General features: G+C 44.3%; 15 protein-coding genes. 11 read left to right on the top strand and 4 right to left on the bottom strand.

Annotation, left to right across the window (positions count from 1 at the left end):
• The first annotated feature begins 281 nt into the window (after window positions 1–281).
• The 4 genes from AC50YO_RS15925 (at window position 282) to AC50YO_RS15910 (ending at window position 5,011) form a co-directional block, all read left to right on the top strand.
• On the top strand, window positions 282–1,760 hold the full coding sequence (locus AC50YO_RS15925) for an Lsa family ABC-F type ribosomal protection protein (RefSeq protein ID WP_494848505.1): 1,479 nt from the start codon (window positions 282–284) through the stop codon (window positions 1,758–1,760).
• A 314-nt stretch (window positions 1,761–2,074) separates the two neighbouring features.
• Entirely contained in the window at window positions 2,075–2,557 is a 483-nt protein-coding gene (locus AC50YO_RS15920) for a DUF2975 domain-containing protein (RefSeq protein WP_494848503.1), read from the top strand.
• Window positions 2,558–2,567: 10 nt separating this feature from the next.
• The gene (locus AC50YO_RS15915; RefSeq protein ID WP_494848501.1) at window positions 2,568–2,795 is read left to right on the top strand and encodes a helix-turn-helix domain-containing protein; all 228 of its coding nucleotides are present in this window, start codon (window positions 2,568–2,570) and stop codon (window positions 2,793–2,795) included.
• Between the two features lie 707 nt (window positions 2,796–3,502).
• Complete coding sequence (locus tag AC50YO_RS15910; RefSeq protein ID WP_494848499.1) at window positions 3,503–5,011, top strand: malate:quinone oxidoreductase; 1,509 nt, start codon at window positions 3,503–3,505, stop codon at window positions 5,009–5,011.
• A gap of 143 nt (window positions 5,012–5,154) precedes the next feature.
• Here AC50YO_RS15910 and AC50YO_RS15905 read toward each other — a convergent pair whose 3' ends face one another.
• Entirely contained in the window at window positions 5,155–5,628 is a 474-nt protein-coding gene (locus tag AC50YO_RS15905) for an NUDIX hydrolase (protein WP_494848498.1), read from the bottom strand.
• Window positions 5,629–5,846: 218 nt separating this feature from the next.
• Here AC50YO_RS15905 and AC50YO_RS15900 point away from each other — a divergent pair, with 218 nt between their 5' ends.
• From AC50YO_RS15900 to AC50YO_RS15880, 5 genes are all read left to right on the top strand, one after another.
• Complete coding sequence (locus AC50YO_RS15900) at window positions 5,847–7,394, top strand: tetratricopeptide repeat protein (protein ID WP_494848496.1); 1,548 nt, start codon at window positions 5,847–5,849, stop codon at window positions 7,392–7,394.
• A 34-nt stretch (window positions 7,395–7,428) separates the two neighbouring features.
• Window positions 7,429–8,118, top strand: a complete 690-nt coding sequence (locus AC50YO_RS15895) for a response regulator transcription factor (protein ID WP_494848494.1) — start codon at window positions 7,429–7,431, stop codon at window positions 8,116–8,118.
• 88 nt (window positions 8,119–8,206) lie between these two features.
• A complete protein-coding gene (locus AC50YO_RS15890; protein ID WP_494848493.1) occupies window positions 8,207–9,130 on the top strand; it encodes an ABC transporter ATP-binding protein in 924 nt (307 codons plus the stop codon).
• Window positions 9,123–9,881 (top strand): ABC transporter permease, encoded by a 759-nt coding sequence (locus AC50YO_RS15885; protein WP_494848491.1) that lies wholly within the window; start codon window positions 9,123–9,125, stop codon window positions 9,879–9,881. The genes AC50YO_RS15890 and AC50YO_RS15885 overlap by 8 nt, the downstream gene beginning before the upstream one ends.
• 38 nt (window positions 9,882–9,919) lie before the next feature.
• Window positions 9,920–10,807 carry a sensor histidine kinase gene (locus AC50YO_RS15880; RefSeq protein WP_494848489.1) on the top strand — a complete coding sequence of 296 codons (888 nt, stop codon included), beginning with the start codon at window positions 9,920–9,922 and terminating at the stop codon, window positions 10,805–10,807.
• Window positions 10,808–10,876: 69 nt separating this feature from the next.
• On the opposite strand, the gene AC50YO_RS15875 is transcribed toward AC50YO_RS15880, so the two are convergent.
• Window positions 10,877–11,278: a RidA family protein gene (locus tag AC50YO_RS15875; protein ID WP_494848488.1), complete on the bottom strand. Its 402-nt coding sequence runs from the start codon at window positions 11,276–11,278 to the stop codon at window positions 10,877–10,879.
• Window positions 11,279–11,666: 388 nt separating this feature from the next.
• Here AC50YO_RS15875 and AC50YO_RS15870 point away from each other — a divergent pair, with 388 nt between their 5' ends.
• Window positions 11,667–12,158, top strand: coding sequence for a pyridoxamine 5'-phosphate oxidase family protein (locus AC50YO_RS15870; RefSeq protein WP_494848486.1), 492 nt, complete (start codon window positions 11,667–11,669; stop codon window positions 12,156–12,158).
• A gap of 54 nt (window positions 12,159–12,212) precedes the next feature.
• Here AC50YO_RS15870 and AC50YO_RS15865 read toward each other — a convergent pair whose 3' ends face one another.
• The gene (locus tag AC50YO_RS15865) at window positions 12,213–13,118 is read right to left on the bottom strand and encodes a sigma-70 family RNA polymerase sigma factor (protein WP_494848485.1); all 906 of its coding nucleotides are present in this window, start codon (window positions 13,116–13,118) and stop codon (window positions 12,213–12,215) included.
• Between the two features lie 97 nt (window positions 13,119–13,215).
• Window positions 13,216–13,665, bottom strand: coding sequence for a carboxymuconolactone decarboxylase family protein (locus AC50YO_RS15860; RefSeq protein ID WP_494848483.1), 450 nt, complete (start codon window positions 13,663–13,665; stop codon window positions 13,216–13,218).
• A gap of 269 nt (window positions 13,666–13,934) precedes the next feature.
• Between AC50YO_RS15860 and AC50YO_RS15855 the strand changes: the two genes are divergently transcribed.
• Window positions 13,935–16,661 carry a hydroxymethylglutaryl-coenzyme A reductase family protein gene (locus AC50YO_RS15855; RefSeq protein WP_494848481.1) on the top strand — a complete coding sequence of 909 codons (2,727 nt, stop codon included), beginning with the start codon at window positions 13,935–13,937 and terminating at the stop codon, window positions 16,659–16,661.
• The last annotated feature ends 5 nt before the right edge of the window (window positions 16,662–16,666 follow it).

Genomic DNA, 16,666 nt, shown 5'->3' with positions numbered 1-16,666 from the left:
GAAATGAAGTAGTGGGCATGGTAAAATATCTTTAACTTAACGACAGGGAGCTGAGGAGAATAATGTAAAATTTCTTGCTGAGAGTGTACAAGATAAAACAGCTTTTGTTTTATTCTGTTCTATTCTTTATAAGCAAGAAAGTTACGTTATTCTTTTCACTCAACGAATATAACCTTATCCGCCCCTGCATATAGGGTTGGATTTGTTATTGTATTTATTTGAGCTACAAGAAAAGTAACTTTCTTGTAGCTTTTTTTATTTTGCAAGGGAGGTTTTTTATTATGTCATTACTCAAAGTGACCAACCTGACTTTTGCCTATGACGGCAGCTACGATAATATTTTTGAGAACGTGAGCTTTCAGCTCGATACGGATTGGAAGCTGGGCTTCACGGGAAGAAACGGCCGAGGCAAAACGACGCTTCTTAACCTGCTGCTTGGCAAGTACGAGTACAGCGGCACCATTTCGTCCAGTGTCAGCTTTGAATATTTTCCGTTCCATATTGTGAATAAGGACTATAATACGTTGGATGTCGTAGAAGACATCTATCCAGACTATCAGCATTGGCAGCTCATGCGTGAGCTGTCGTTACTGAAGGTATCCGAGGATGTATTGTATCGCCCTTTCGACTCCTTGTCCAGCGGCGAGCAGACGAAGATCATGCTGGCAGCTTTGTTTCTGAAGGAAAATAGCTTTTTGCTGATCGACGAACCAACTAACCATCTGGATATCCACGCACGGAAGCTGGTTAGTGATTATCTGAGCAGGAAGAGCGGATTTATTCTGGTATCACATGACCGTGCGTTTCTAGACAACTGCGTAGACCATATTCTTTCCATTAACAAGACCAACATCGAAGTCCAGAAAGGGGATTTTTCGGATTGGTGGGAGAATAAGCAGCGCCAGGACCACTTCGAGCTGGTCGAGAATGATAAGCTGCGAAAGGACATTAAGCGGTTGTCGGATGCCACCAAGAGAACGAGCAACTGGTCGCATGAGGTGGAGAAAACTAAAAATGGAACACGCAATTCCGGGTCCAAGGTGGATAAAGGCTACATCGGCCACAAGGCAGCCAAAATGATGAAACGTTCCAAATCACTCGAACAGAGGCAGCATTCCGCTATCGAGGAGAAATCGCAGCTGCTGCAAAATATCGAGAATTCAGAAAGCTTGAAAATTTCGCAGCTTGCTTACCATAAGAATGAGATGGTTGAGCTTGAGCATGTATCGATTCATTACAGTGATCGGACAGTTTGCAGCGACGTAAGCTTTACTATTCAGCGAGGGGATCGCATCGTGCTTGCTGGTCCGAACGGCTCTGGCAAATCAAGCATTCTCAAGCTGATCTGCGGTGAGGAGATGGATTATACGGGCACGTTCCGCAAAGGGAGCCAGCTGCAAATCTCTTACGTCTCGCAGGATACCTCGCAATTACAAGGCAGTCTGTCCGACTATGCCAGCCAGAATGAGATCGACGAAAGCTTGTTCAAAGCGATTTTAAGAAAGCTGGATTTTTCCCGCCTGCAATTTGAGAAGGATATATCCTCTTTCAGTGGAGGACAGAAGAAGAAGGTGCTGATCGCGAAGAGCTTGTGCGAGAAGGCACATTTGCATATTTGGGATGAGCCGTTGAATTTTATCGACGTCATTTCCCGTATGCAGATCGAAGAGCTGCTGCTGGAGCATTCGCCGACCATCCTGTTCGTGGAGCATGATAGTGAATTTTGCAAAAATATCGCGACCAAAATCGTGGAGCTGTGACTCTGTTTTATTTTGTTCCGAGCTAAGAGCAAATGCCTTAAGATTATGTATTGGTCTGTAACCCGTAAGAGAGACGTATTCCATCTTACGGGTTTTCCTCGTTCTCTACAGAAGGCCAAGATATGCCCTCGTTTATTATTCAATAAAAGTACTCACCACCGTCAAGCAGCTTCAAGGTCAGCCCTCATTTTCCGAAAAACAAGGCATATCTATATAACAACAACAATATATCTAAAAACAGATCTTTTTTATTGTAAAACGATAAATATTGTGGTAAAGTCAAACTAAATTAAAGGATAAGTGAGGGGCTTTTTATGAAACGAGGATCAACATTCTTTTTAAAGGTAGCTGTTATTCTTATTGGAATTCCAGTTCTTGCGCTGTGCATATTTTTGGTGCCGGAGATTGCGAATTTTGCTGTGGAGCTGTATCCCGAATTTACTTCTATTAAATATCTTGTATTCATTGATTTCTATGGCTCGGCAATTCCTTTTTACTTTGCTTTGTATCAAGCTTTCAAACTGTTGAACTATATTGACAAGAACAAGGCTTTCTCAGAATTATCCGTACAGGTGTTGAAAAAGATCAAGTACTGTGCAATTACAATCAGCAGCTTGTTTTTTGTGGGCTTGCCACTCTTCTATCTCATAGCGGAGAAGGACGATGCCCCAGGGATCATAGTAATCGGGTTGGTCTTAATATTTGCTTCGATGGTGATTGCCGTCTTTGCTGCTGTTCTTCAGAACCTCTTGAAAGAGGCAATTGCTATAAAATCTGAAAATGATTTGACGGTCTGAGGTGAATAATATGGCGATAATAATAAATATTGATGTGATGCTGGCGAAGAGAAAAATGAGCGTAACAGAGCTTTCGGAGAAGGTTGGTATAACGATGGCTAACCTTTCTATATTGAAGAATGCTAAGGCAAAGGCGATTCGATTATCCACTTTGGAGGCTATTTGCAAGGCTTTGGAATGCCAGCCAGGAGATATTCTGGAGTACAGAATCGACGAGGATATCACCATTATCGATTAAGGCAGGCTAAGCACGACTTGAATTAAATACATGCACTCCTAGCAATGGGTGAAGAATGAGCCTTCGTTTCTACTTTAGCAGTAGTTTCGAAGGCTCTTGTTGTTAAAAATGACTACTAACGGTTGGATATTTTTATGTTATGATAGGATTAATCCTCATGGATAGGCTGCATCCCTGTTTTTTCGGCACATTGAGGATAAACCATCACTTTTATCAAGCTAACTGGGGATGATCTATAATCCAAAACCGGCGATACAACATTGCTGTTTGATTGTGCAGGACCCTGTTCAGGGATATATCGTCAATGAGCCTGCTATCGGAAAGTAGGGCATTTTTTATGTCCAAAATATACCAGTATAGCGTAACTAATAAGCTTGAAGGATCACTATTCACTGGGAACGGCAGCTAAAGCGACAGCCCTTGCAAGTATGCTGGGTGAAGGCTTTGGTTTTTATGCATGAATAAAGTTATGTGAATGGTACTTACTGTAATGATATGGCATCAGGGAAATTTACCAGCTTTTAAATAGTATACAACTATCATATAATAGTAATATCTTAATTTATCCTTAATAGTGATACACTTTGAACAGGTTATCATGATCCAGAAAAGGTGTGTGACTAGGTCTCATAGGAGCCCAAGCAGGCAGGAGCACCTACATTTTTTCTTCAAATATTAGCAAATATTAGCGTGTAAGGACGGTAGAAATGAGCAAAAGACAAACCAAAACAGACGTTATCTTAATTGGTGCCGGAATCATGAGTGCGACTTTGGGGTCACTGCTGAAAGAATTAGTACCCGACTGGGAAATCACGGTATTCGAAAAGTCCGCAACAGCAGGAGAAGAAAGCTCTAACGAGTGGAATAATGCAGGAACGGGGCACGCTGCACTGTGCGAGCTTAACTACACAGACGAGAAGCCAGATGGTTCTGTAGATATTAGCAAAGCAATCAAGGTGAATGAACAATTCCAAGTGTCCATGCAATTCTGGTCTTATCTCGTAGAGAGTAAGCTGATTCGCAATCCGCAGGATTTCATTATGCCGTTGTCTCATGTGAGCTTGGTGCAAGGCGAGTCCAACATTTCGTTTTTGAAAAAACGGTTTGAAGCGATGACGAGCAATCCACTGTTTCAAGGGATGGAATTTTCCGATGACCCGAAAAAACTGATGGAATGGATTCCTCTTATTATGAAAGACCGTTCGGCACAGGAGCCAGTAGCGGCAACCAAGATTGACTCTGGTACGGACGTTAACTTTGGCGCTTTAACCCGCATGATGCTCGAGCACTTACAGCAAAAGAAGGTTACAATCAACTACAAGCATAGTGTTGATAATATTAAACGCACTAGCGATGGCTCATGGGAATTGAAAGTACGCAATGACAGCGGTGAGGTTGAACATCACACTGCAAAGTTTGTCTTTATCGGCGGCGGTGGAGGAAGTCTTCCTTTACTTCAGAAATCTGGTATTCCTGAAGGAAAGCATATTGGAGGATTCCCGATAAGTGGCCTATTTATGGTGTGCAATAATCCAGAGATAGTGGCTCAGCATCATGCCAAAGTATATGGTAAGGCTAAGGTTGGCGCGCCTCCGATGTCTGTACCGCATCTGGATACCAGATTCATCGACAATAAAAAAGCATTGCTATTCGGGCCATTTGCCGGATTCTCACCAAAGTTCCTAAAAAACGGCTCTATGTTCGATTTGATCGGCTCGGTAAAACCGGATAATCTGGTGACGATGCTGGCGGCTGGTGCCAAGAACCTCTCATTAACCAAATATCTGATCCAGCAAGTTATGTTGTCCAAGGAACAGCGCATGGCGGAGCTGCGGGAATTCATTCCGAACGCTAAGAGCGAGGATTGGGATCTAGTAGTAGCGGGTCAACGTGTACAAGTTATTAAGGATACCGCTGCCGGAAAAGGTACGCTTCAATTTGGTACGGAAGTAGTTAGCGCTGCGGATGGCTCGATTGCTGCATTGCTCGGTGCTTCTCCGGGTGCTTCAACCGCTGTATCGGTTATGCTTGAGTTGATGGAGAAATGCTTCCCGCAGCATATAAAAGCATGGGAGCCGAAGATCAAAGAAATGATTCCTTCTTACGGCGTATCTCTATTGAAGAATCCAGAGCTTATCCGCGAAATTCACACATCAACAGCAGAAACGCTTGTTCTGAATAAGCAACAACAGCGCGTTAAGCAGGCTTCGTCCTAGCTTTGATACAGGTCATAAATGAGTAGCGTCCGGATTTTCGGACGCTTTTTTTGTTTTGTTACCACAATCAACGTGTAGTCCCTAATTCACTTGGATACTAAGCCCACTTCAGATACATTATGAAGATATGAATATGATTACCATTAAATGAAGGTGTTAATATCGCGTTCCAGAATGGTTTCAGGGGAGGATACGATATGTTTAATAAAGAATTTGCTTGGCTCTGGAAATAAAAGTGCCGGAACTTCGTCTTTCATGAAGAACTGAACGCCATCAATTTCATCATCCTCGGGTTTTAAGTCTGTCCTATCTCCTCTATAGTGCAGAAGGAACATGGTTGTTTCTTGTCTCTCAAATCCAAGCTTCTCCTTGGTCAATTGATCAAAATCAAAGCAAATCGTATCCTTATACTTATGTAGTATTACATATAGATTCGAGCCGGTTTCTTCTTTTAGTTCTCTTAGCAAAGCCTGCTCAATATTGATATCATGGGCTTCAATACCCCCTTTTGGAAAATCCCATTGCCCAGTAATGGCGCCTTGCGCACCTTTAACTTTATGTACTAGCAAAAACTTTTCATTATGTTGAATGATTGCTCCAACTGCTCGTCGAATCATTATTGTTATACCTCCTTATAATGGGATTATTTCATATTCGACTATTGGTATTTATTCACCTGTAGAACACAAGAACACTGGCTATAAAACATTTGTGATTAGAAATTTGGTCAGCACTGATGTTAGTGATTATACGAGAAAAAGGTTACTATGGAAGTAAAGCAGATGTAGTTCATTTATAGATGATGAATAACGAGCAGAAAGCAGGCTAAGAAGTAATGACAGATCATAAACAGTGTTACCGTTTTAGCGAGGCCCCTATATGGGAGCTGCAGCGGTCTTACTATGAAGAAGAAGGAATGAAGGCGTGGAATAACGACCAAGTTCCTCTATATATAACGAGCAATCCGATGATCGCTGCATCTTATGCCGAGATGATATTCGGTTTTCTTCAAGATCGGGCAGGGAAGGGCAATCTTTCGGAGCCTATCTGGATTGTTGAGCTGGGAGCAGGCGCAGGGCGTCTTGCCTACCATGTGCTGCATGAGCTGTGTCAGCTTAGAGATTATGCTGGGATATCCTTGCCACCATTCCGCTATGTGATGACAGACCTGGCGATCAGCAATGTTGTAGCATGGCAGAAGCATCCTGCCCTACAATCTTTTATTTCCGAGGGAATACTGGATTTCGCACAGTTTGATGCAGTTCAGGATACCGCTTTAAACCTGGTGGTATCGGGTACGACCATTAGTCAAGGTGATCTGAGGCAGCCGTTCATTATTGTTGCGAATTATTTCTTTGACAGCATTCCACAAGAGCTACTTTATGTGGGCGATGGTCAAATTTATGAAGCTGATGTTTTGATCGAATATCCTGAACATAGAGATTCACTAAAACCATCAGAGGTGCTGGGTCAACTATCTCTGCATTATGAGCATCGGCGGGCGCCTGAGTACGAAGAAGAAGCGTATCCTTACCGTGATGTCATCGCTATTTATCAGGAAGAACTAGAGGATTCCCATATTCTATTCCCTGTTATCGGGTTGAACTGCTTAGAGCGTCTGAACCAATTGTCACAGGCAGGGTTTGTATTGCTGACCGCAGACAAAGGCGATCACTTGCTGGATAATTGGAAATTCTCAGAACCGCCCGCATTGGTTTTACATGGAAGCTTCTCCTTAACAGCAAACTATCATGCGTTGCAGCATGTGTTTGAGAACAAGGGAGCCATGGCGTTATTCCCTCCCCATCATTACAGAAATATTAATGTGGGCTGCATTATCCATGTGGATATACCAATGGACTACCCCCATACCCGATTAGCTTATCGCAGATCTATAGAGCGTTTTGGCCCGGATGATTTTTTTAATATGAAGGAATGGGTAGACAGCAAGCTGGACAGCATGGAGCTGCAGCAAATTTTGAGCTTTTGGCGTCTGGGCGGTTATGATGCAGAATTTTTCATTCAGAGCACGAAGGGAATCACTAGCCTGCTGCCTGATGCGAACGATGAGGAATTGCAGGATATTTCAAGAGGCATACAGCTCATGTGGTCCTCGTACTACGAGATGGAGCAGCGCGATGACCTGGCACTTCATGCTGGCTTGCTGCTGTTCGAGATGGGAATGTACGAAGATTCAAAGCGCTTTTTAGAAATATCCCTGCATTCAGGCCAAGATAAGCTCATTTCCTCCGTATTCTATTGTCTAGCCATCTGTTGCTTGGAGCTAGAATTAAACGAAGAGGGCTTGCATTACACAAGAAGGTTATTAGAGCGTGAGCCTAATCATGAGGAAGCCTTGGATTTGCTGAACAGTTTCGAGTAGAGTAGGGAGAACACTCAGGTAGAAGGTGAGATTAGTGGATAAGCCTATACATATTCTCGTGGTTGAAGATGATAATGATATCAATCAGCTGCTGTGCAAAATTTTAAAGAAAAGCGGTTATTTCCCTCAAGCTGCGTTTTCCGGAACGGAAGCGATGATATATTTGGAACGGCAGGAGTGGGCTATGGTGCTGCTTGATTTGATGCTTCCCGGCCTGACAGGCGAGGAGCTTCTCATGAAAATAAATGAACAGGGTTCGACCCCTGTTATCGTTATTTCAGCTAAAGAAGAACAGCAGACAAAAGTCGCAACTCTGCGTATAGGCGCCGATGATTACATAACCAAGCCCTTTGATATCGAAGAGGTATCCGCAAGAATTGACTCCCATCTAAGAAGATATAGTCGGTTGGTCAACCATAACCATAGCAATCAACTCAAGTACAAAGACATTAGCTTGGATAAGGACACGAAGGCTGTGACGATCAACCATCAAGAGGTCATTCTTACGGCAAGGGAGTTTGCTATTCTGAACCTGTTCCTATCCTATCCGAAGAAAGTATTCTCCAAGGTGAATTTATTCGAGAGCGTGTGGGAGGATAACTTCGTCGGTGATGACAATACGATTAACGTACATATCAGCAATCTAAGAAACAAGCTCGCCAAAGCCAACCCCGATGAGGAGTATATCGAGACATTATGGGGCATGGGCTATCGGCTTAAATAACAGCTTAAGGTTTTCTTAATAATCGCTTTATGATCACTTATGTCTTGCCTCTGATAATGAAGCTATCACATAGAGAGGTCGTGAGACATTGAGTCCATATGTACTGCGGTCCAGTAATTTAATGAAGACCTATAAGAAAGACCATGCGCTTGATCGAGTGAATATTTCTATTAAAAAAGGTGCCATTTATGGCTTTATCGGCCAGAACGGCGCAGGAAAATCTACTTTGATCCGTATCGTTAGCGGATTGGCTTTTCCAACAGAGGGTTCTATCGAATTATTCGGCAAGAAGGATGAGCAGGAGCTGAGCGAAGCAAGGAAGCGAATTGGCTCAATCATTGAGAGTCCGGCTCTGTATCCGAATATGACGGCTAGAGAGAATTTGGAGACTCATAGGCTTCTAAGAGGAATTCCCGGGAAAGCCTGCATCGAGAAAACGCTGAAGCTGGTCGGCCTGCAAGATACGGGCAGGAAGAGTGCGAAGAACTTCTCGCTCGGGATGAAACAGCGTCTTGGACTAGCGATTGCCCTTCTGGGAGACCCGGAGTTCCTGATCTTGGATGAACCGACGAATGGTCTGGACCCCATGGGGGTTATTGAAATGAGGGAGCTATTAAGGAAGCTTAATCGGGAAAACGGAATTACCATTCTCATATCCAGCCATATTCTAAGTGAGCTTCATCTGCTGGCTACGCACTACGGCATTATTCATAAGGGCAGGCTGCTGGAGCAGTTGTCTGCTGAAGAGCTTAACGGCAAATGCCAGCACTATCTGCATATTAAGGTGAATGATGCGGGGAAAGCGGCTGCTGTTATCGAGAAGGAGCTGGGAGCTGCTAACTATAAGGTGATGCCGGACGGTACGATCAAGCTATACGAATTCGTCGATCATCCAGGCAAGGTTTCCGTAGCGCTAACAGCTGCGGGGCTCATTATCGAGCAGTTCATGCCAATTGGTGAAGATCTGGAAGCGTACTTTACGAGAAGGATTGGAGGGGAGCAGAATGAATAATCTCATCCAATCCGAATGGTATAAGCTCCGCAAGGACCGTTCATTCCGGGCACTTCTATTCATTATTTCTGCGCTGTCTTTATTTTGGTCTATCTTTCAATATGTTGACCACAGAATGGATGGAGAATCTCCGGCGACTGGCATCGAGATGTGGATAAGCGGGATGTCGGGCAATTATATGATGATTATAGCGCTCTGTGTGCTTGCAGGCTTCTTTATATCTAGCGAATACACGAACGGCGTTATGAAAAGCATCGCTTCCAGCGGCAATAGAAGAGGAAGCATTATTATAGCGAAGCAGCTCGTGTATGCGCTGGGTACGGCTATATTGGGCCTCCTTTTTCCGCTGATTAACTTTGCTTTCGCCACGATAATGTCCGGTATTGGAGAGCTGCCGGGTGAAGAGATGCCTGTCTATTTATTAAGGACATTCGGCTTCATTATTCTTTACGCTACGGCATTTGCTGCCATTGCCAACTTGATCGCTACGCTTATGGCGGAAGCCGGCAAAACGATTGCTGTTACAATGGTCTTCTTCTTGTTCATCGACATCCTCTTTGCCGTAGTGGGGCAGTATATTTCATGGGTTGAGACGATCTACGGCTATACCGTGTTCAAGCTGTTATATGACATAGGAACGGTTGCTCCGGGCGGCGGCCTGTTAATTCGTATGGTGTTAATTCCGGTGGTTACCTTCATTTGTTTTGGAGTGCTCGGCGCATGGGTGTATCGTCGCAAAGAAATTAAGTAACGAGAGAAGCGGGTGAGATTAGATTGATATATATTATCGTGGCTGCAGCAATTATAGCTGCTGCTGCACTCATTCGCTTATATAACGTAAAGAAAGAATTGAGACGAATTCATAGGCAATTGTCGGCCTATAATCAGGGAGCAAATGAGAAAAAGATCGATCTTCGATTTTTTGAGAACGATATTGAACAGCTCGCTGATGAGATCAATCGCCTTATGGATGTGGTCACGGATGCCAAAGCGCTTAGAAGACGAACGGAATATGAGCTGAGGCAGAGCATCTCCAGTATTTCGCATGATCTGCGTACGCCGCTAACCTCTGTCCTCGGGTATATTCAGCTTCTGGAATCGGATCAATTAACCGCAGAGGAGAAGCGAGAATATGTGGCGATTGCCAAAAGTCGAACGAAAAGATTACAGGAATTGCTGAGTGAATTTTTCGAGCTGTCTGTTATTGAATCAATGGATCACGAATTGAAGATGGAGCGGGTGGAAATGACGGCTCTAGTCTCTGATATTTTACTCGGCTTCTATGACCGATTTAATGAACACCATAGAGAGCCTATTATAGAGCTTGCGGGAGAAAAGATCGTTCTGACCGCGGATGAGTCTGCCATTAAACGTGTAGTTGAGAATTTAATTATGAATGCAATTCATCATTCTGATGGGCCGATCTGGATTCATATGGAGAGGCTCCAATCAACAGTGGCATTATCCATTCGCAACGAGGCTCTGCATTTATCGTTAAGCGATTTGAACAGCCTGTTCGACCGGTTCTATACGGCAGACCGTTCCAGATCAAGCAAAGGAACAGGGCTGGGATTATATATCGCCAAAAGCTTGATGGTGAAGATGGATGGGGGGTTAACCGCTGAATTAATCGACGGTCAGCTTATCATGAGGTGCGAGTGGCAGCTATACCGTTAAGCATAAAAAAACGAGCCTGGAATTGCTTCCAACGCTCGTTTTTTCGTGGAGAGGGCTCTTAACTGAACGTTAGCCTGCTGCCCAAACATCCAATTCAATTTTTAATTCTGGCAAGCCCAATCCCTTAACATAAGCAATCGTCATGGACGGAGGTGAATCGCCGAATACGTTGTTCCAAATTGTGTAGAAATGCTCCCAGTCGATTTCTTCTGTAGCCCAAATATTGATTTTGATAACATGATCAGGAGTCAGCTCTTGGGAAGAAAGAATGGCAACAATATTAGCCATTGTATGGGTTACTTGTTCATTGAAATCAGCAGGGATAGTACCGTTCTGATCTACACCAACTTGGCCAGAGAACACATACTGTTCAGCGTTTCTATCTATTTTTGTTACGTGGCTGTAATGGCCTACGGGCTTCGCTATATTGTCCGGATTATATCTTTTAATTACCTGATTATTTAAGTTCATCCTCGTTCATTCTCCTTATAAATCGAAAATACATACATACATGCTGTATTTTCACTGTATTTTAATTTCCTTGATTATGGACAGACTTATCCTGTGCATAATCAATTCTAGAAAAAAACAGCAGTCGAATAGCCAATACCAGACGATAAGAATTTAAGCGATCTTTTTTTCATCCGGCATTCCTCCTCCATATTTATAAGTGAAACCAACTTACATTTTAATAATAACATTACAACCAGAGAAATAATAGCAGCCCTCAGCTACTGGTTGAAAGCAGCTGAAACAGGTTTATTCCTCCTTCATTCTGTTTAATAAATAGAGAATACGATTCGATGCTAAGCACAATGTGCAGCAATTGAATTAGTAAATAAACCAATGAGGTGAGAATATGCTGAATACGTACGAGGCAAACCAAGAGGCTATCGAAACGGTTAGAGAGTTAATCAAGGGGATCGACGTTGCGATGCTCACCACCATAAGCAATCAAGGCTTAGTATCCCGGCCAATGAGCACCCAAGAAGTCGAGTTTGATGGTGACCTATGGTTCATGACTACAAAAGAAACAAGCGTATATCAAGAGCTGCTTCAGAATTCCAGTGTGAATGTAGCCTACGTGGATAAATCCTATCTATCGGTTCGCGGCGAGGCTGAATTGGTGGAGGATAGAGCCAAACTGAAAGAGCTGTGGAATGATTCTTATGCCCGATTCTTCGGCGGCTCTTACGACGATCCAAGGCTGGTCTTGATCAAAATAAAGGCTGAGACAGCAGAATACTGGGAAACGGGCAATAAAACTAAAGTGGTAAAGCGTTTATGGAACAAGCTGACGGGAAAAGATTCTGATGAGAATGATCTTAATCAAACCGTAGAATTGGTATAGAACTATAAAATGCGAAATAGGATGAAAGCCAGCTCCGAGCTAAGGGGCTGGCTTTCATTCCGTGATCCTTGTCAGCTTCTCCGGGTTGGAGACGAGGTAAATGGCGCGAATAGCAGCATAATGATCATCTGGCTCTATTAGGAATGCCATTGGGGGTCTGCTCTCACGCAGCAGGACCAATCCTCGTTGTCCACTTATCCAAGCATGACGCAGTTGGCCTGTAAGTGAGCCTTTGCCGGAAATGCCAGTAAAAAAAGCGGCAATTCGATCACGGCCATAGATCGGATTAAGCGCAGCGCGTACGACACCGCCTCCGTCACTTAGCATGACTGCGTCCTCTGTGAGGAGACGGATGAATGGCTCGAATCTTCCGGTATTGATCGCTTGGGCGAAGGATTGCACGAACTGCTCGATAGATTCATCAAGGGCGCTTTCGCTTTCAGTACGAGGACGCTGCCCGACCTTCGCAGCGGCCCGGCTATAGATTTTGCGGCAGGCAGCTTCGGATTTATTCAGCATAGCTGCGATATCGGTGTAATCATAGCCGAGTGACTCTCTCAGGACGAATACGGCGCGTTCCGGCGGCGTGCAGGTCTGTAATAGAACGAGTAAGGCATAGCCAAGCCGTTCCCTACGAAGCACATGCTCCTGCAGGTCGTCCTTTGAGCCGAGGTCGATTACAGGCTCTGGAAGCCATGGCCCAGGGTAATGCTCCCGATTGCGAGGGGCAGCTTTCATTATATTAAGGATGCGATTCGTAATCAGTTTGACGAGATAGGCCTTGGGATAGGCGATCTTAATCTCGCCGAGCTTGGTGACGGAGACAAATACATCTTGTACCGCATCCTCAGCCTCGGTCATGGAGCCAAGCATCCTGTAAGCAATGGAAGTAAGGAGGGGCTTGTGTTCACGATACAGCTCTTCAATTTGCAAAGGCATTCCATTCGATTCTGATGGCATGATTCATAGCCCCCCGACCCTTATTATATAGTTTGATTTTATCGTTGATTGAGCAACAAAGCCACCCTGCCTGAGGGTGGCTTGTCTTTGTACCTGCTTAGCTGTCGAAGCAGCCCGGGAACATGCTCGTCGAGATCGCCATGCGGTTCCAACAGTTGATTGCGTTAATCGCCATGAGCAGCGCGACGATTTCATCTTCACTGAAATGCTCGCGCACCTCGTCGTAGACAGCTTGTGGTACGCCCGCTTGGGAAATAAGTGTGACCGCCTCGGTCAGGGCAAGAGCGGCTCTTTCCCTACCGGTGAACATAGGTGCTTCTCGCCATACGACGATCAAGTTCAAGCGTTGCTCGGTTTCGCCCATATTTCGCAGGTTGCTGGCATGCATATCGATGCAATAAGCACAGCCATTGAGCTGTGAAGCTCTGATTTTGATTAACTCGTTCAGTACAGGATCAAGTCCCATTTTTTTCGCCGCATCTTCTAATTTAAGCAATGCTTGGAAGCCTGCGGGATTAGCTGTGCGGTGGTTCATTCTTAGTTTCATTATGATTCCTCCATTTGGTTGCTGTTCTTATAGTTAAGACAATTCAACCTCGGAATTTGTGACAGCATACTAAAAAGTTTTATTTGATCTAATTTAAGAATTAGGATTCCTTTATTTTTTAGTTCAGAATCAGGAAAAATGGTTTATAATTGGATAAATTAGCATGATTATATAAGTCCATGATAAAAAAGAGATCATGACCATTGGGGAGAGGTGAAAGCGAAAGCTAGGATAGTAGTAATTATAGTTTTGAGAGGGGGATTATGATCATGTCCGATTATCAACCAGGTTATCATCAATTTCATAACAATCGCATGCCTCAATTATACTTTGAACATCAAGGTCATTATTATGAAGGAGCTATATCTCACTACTGGAACTGTGGCTTTCGCATTGTAACTAAGCACCTGCTTTCTCTGCGAATAGGAGATAGACTGCCTCGCATTAAGTTGCTTAGCGGTGAGAGCGATCATTATCTTCACGAGCTTACCGTTTCTCAACTTGCACATAAAGGGCATTCCTTATGTTTTGATGTAAACGAAATGAATCCCGCCGCTTATGAGCAATTCCAGCAAGATTTTCATATCGTTATTCTTGGCCATTCACCTCTGCAAAGCGCCGAAGCTGCCAAATCATTGCCTTCTTTTATCGGACGCAAGCATTACACCCAAGAAGCGACCGAAGCCCGTCAACAATGGCTGGAACAATCTACCGGTAAGAAGCATAGCCATATAAAGCAATCTATATTCCGTGATAATCCTTCTGCTCTTGCAGGAAATATTGAGAATTATATTGGTACCGTGCAGATACCCCTGGGAATTGCAGGGCCTTTGCTGATTGATGGGACCTATGCCAATGGCTATTTTCCCCTTCCAATCGCCACGACTGAAGGAGCACTTATTAGTTCGATATCGCGAGGTGCCAAGGTGTGCAACGCCGCTGGAGGAGTGGAGGTTCACGTTTTGCGGCAGACGATGGTGCGGGCACCCGTGTTTTTTTGTGGTGATCAGGTCGGTGCGCTTTTTCTTGCGAATTGGATTAGGGAGCATTACGAGCTTATTAAGGCGAAAGCAGAGAGCGCATCTTCGATTGCCAAGCTGACCAGAATTCAGACCCATCCCTTTGCAGAGACCTTGCATGTCCAATTTTATTATGAGACAGGCGATGCCGCTGGGCAGAATATGACGACCTCCTGCACGTATATCGCTTGCGAATGGATTGAGGATCAAGTGAAATCTATGGCAGAGGCGAAGTATATTAGATTCATAATTGAAGGCAATATGTCCGGGGATAAGAAGGTTAATATGCGAAGCTTCATGGACGGCAGAGGCATTGAGGTGATGGCCTCTGTCCATATACCGGAAGCCGTATTTCAACAAACGATGCGGCTGTCGACAGAACAATATATGCAATGCTGGTATGCCATAGAGGCAGCTGGCTTGAAGACGGGAATGATTGGCTTTAATGCTAACTTCGCTAATGTAATTGCAGGCATGTTCACCGCTACAGGCCAGGATATTGCTTGTGTTCATGAATCCAGCTGCGGGATCTTTAAGCCTCGCCCTGAATCAGACGGCATTTCGTTTCATATTCAGCTGCCTTCATTGGTGATTGGAACTGTAGGTGGGGGGACAAGCCTTCCTACACAGCGCGAATGCCTCGATATGATGGGCTGTTATGGGCATGGAAAGGTGTATAAGCTAGCGGAAATCATCGCTTCTGCATGTCTTGCTCTGGATATCTCAACGACTTCTGCAGTTGTATCGAATGAGTTTGTCAAAGCGCATGAGAAGCTGGGCAGAAGGTCCTCCCAGATAGGGATTCAGAGAAAAGAAATTACTTCTCGATTGTTCCAATCGCTTATAGGGAAGGATTATGGAAAAGTGACGTCATTCGAGGCGATATCCTTGAATACGGAATCAAGTGTGGTAACGAACATGCTGAAGAAACAAGCCTCTCATTTTCAAGGGCTGCATCGCTACCAGCTCCAGCTTACGCAGGAAGCTTCACAGCACACTCTTCCTGTTGTCCTAAAAGTAAAATCCAATGATAGCGCCATCATGGATCTGGGCTTTGGAGTGGCCAAATTATCAGGGGATGATCGATTGTCTGGGTTATTTGAATCACAGATGCATATTTTTGGATTCGAAGGGGCTCATTTACGGGAAATCTCCATCTATCAATATGCCGCTCCCTTATTACTCTACTACTGCCCTCACGTTTATGGGGTACTTCGTAATGATGAGAAGGAAGCTTATGCTATTCTAATGGAGGATTTGTCAGCATGCAGCCATATGAATGCCATTGAGACGATTGATGCTTGGGATGGAGAGCATATTAGGCTCGTGTTAGGGGATTTGGCGGATATGCACTCGGCCTATATGAATCAGGCTGACAAGATACCTGATGCCATGCAAGTGGAACGACTTGATGAGACGAGCTATGGAGAAGCTGTAGAAGTGCTGCTCGCCTTGACCGACTATAACTACGAACGCTTCCCTGAGCTCATTTCTCCTCAGCTCTATCAAATGCTGCGCCAATTCATTCAAAGCCTCCCTGTACACATTCAGCAGATGAAGCAATATCATCAAACGTTAACGCATAATGATTTCAACCCAAGAAATCTGGGCATTCGCGTTCATCCTGATACGAAGCGCCTGGTCGTGTATGATTGGGAGCTGGCACGTTATCAGAATCCGCAGCATGATTGTATTGAATTCCTCACGTACACCCTGTCACCGGACAGCTCCATGCAGGAATGGGAGCTTTATCTGGATGATTATCGCAGAAGCTTGGAAAGGGCCACCGGTCTGAATTTGGATAAGGAGGGCTTTGAGCAGGTAGCGTTATGGAATGCCTTGGAGCTTGCCAGCGTTCGATTTAATCTTTATTTAATTACGAATAACTTGCTGCATCTCCCTTATATGGAGAGAATCTATACCAATTTATCTCGCTATATTATAGAGATGACCTCAAAGGCAAAGAATAAAGTATAGAAAAA

This window comes from Paenibacillus sp. J22P59 (assembly GCF_059383895.1).
This window is presented reverse-complemented; position numbering and strand designations above follow the sequence as displayed.

Excerpts from the sequence above, each read along its gene's own strand:
- AC50YO_RS15885 (WP_494848491.1), top strand. The coding sequence starts at position 9,123 with ATGAATAATCTCATCCAATCCGAATGGTATAAGCTCCGCAAGGACCGT.
- AC50YO_RS15910 (WP_494848499.1), top strand. The coding sequence starts at position 3,503 with ATGAGCAAAAGACAAACCAAAACAGACGTTATCTTAATTGGTGCCGGA.
- AC50YO_RS15875 (WP_494848488.1), bottom strand. The coding sequence starts at position 11,278 with ATGAACTTAAATAATCAGGTAATTAAAAGATATAATCCGGACAATATA.
- AC50YO_RS15905 (WP_494848498.1), bottom strand. The coding sequence starts at position 5,628 with ATGATTCGACGAGCAGTTGGAGCAATCATTCAACATAATGAAAAGTTT.
- AC50YO_RS15920 (WP_494848503.1), top strand. The coding sequence starts at position 2,075 with ATGAAACGAGGATCAACATTCTTTTTAAAGGTAGCTGTTATTCTTATT.
- AC50YO_RS15925 (WP_494848505.1), top strand. The coding sequence starts at position 282 with ATGTCATTACTCAAAGTGACCAACCTGACTTTTGCCTATGACGGCAGC.
- AC50YO_RS15900 (WP_494848496.1), top strand. The coding sequence starts at position 5,847 with ATGACAGATCATAAACAGTGTTACCGTTTTAGCGAGGCCCCTATATGG.
- AC50YO_RS15865 (WP_494848485.1), bottom strand. The coding sequence starts at position 13,118 with ATGCCATCAGAATCGAATGGAATGCCTTTGCAAATTGAAGAGCTGTAT.
- AC50YO_RS15870 (WP_494848486.1), top strand. The coding sequence starts at position 11,667 with ATGCTGAATACGTACGAGGCAAACCAAGAGGCTATCGAAACGGTTAGA.
- AC50YO_RS15855 (WP_494848481.1), top strand. The coding sequence starts at position 13,935 with ATGTCCGATTATCAACCAGGTTATCATCAATTTCATAACAATCGCATG.
- AC50YO_RS15860 (WP_494848483.1), bottom strand. The coding sequence starts at position 13,665 with ATGAAACTAAGAATGAACCACCGCACAGCTAATCCCGCAGGCTTCCAA.
- AC50YO_RS15915 (WP_494848501.1), top strand. The coding sequence starts at position 2,568 with ATGGCGATAATAATAAATATTGATGTGATGCTGGCGAAGAGAAAAATG.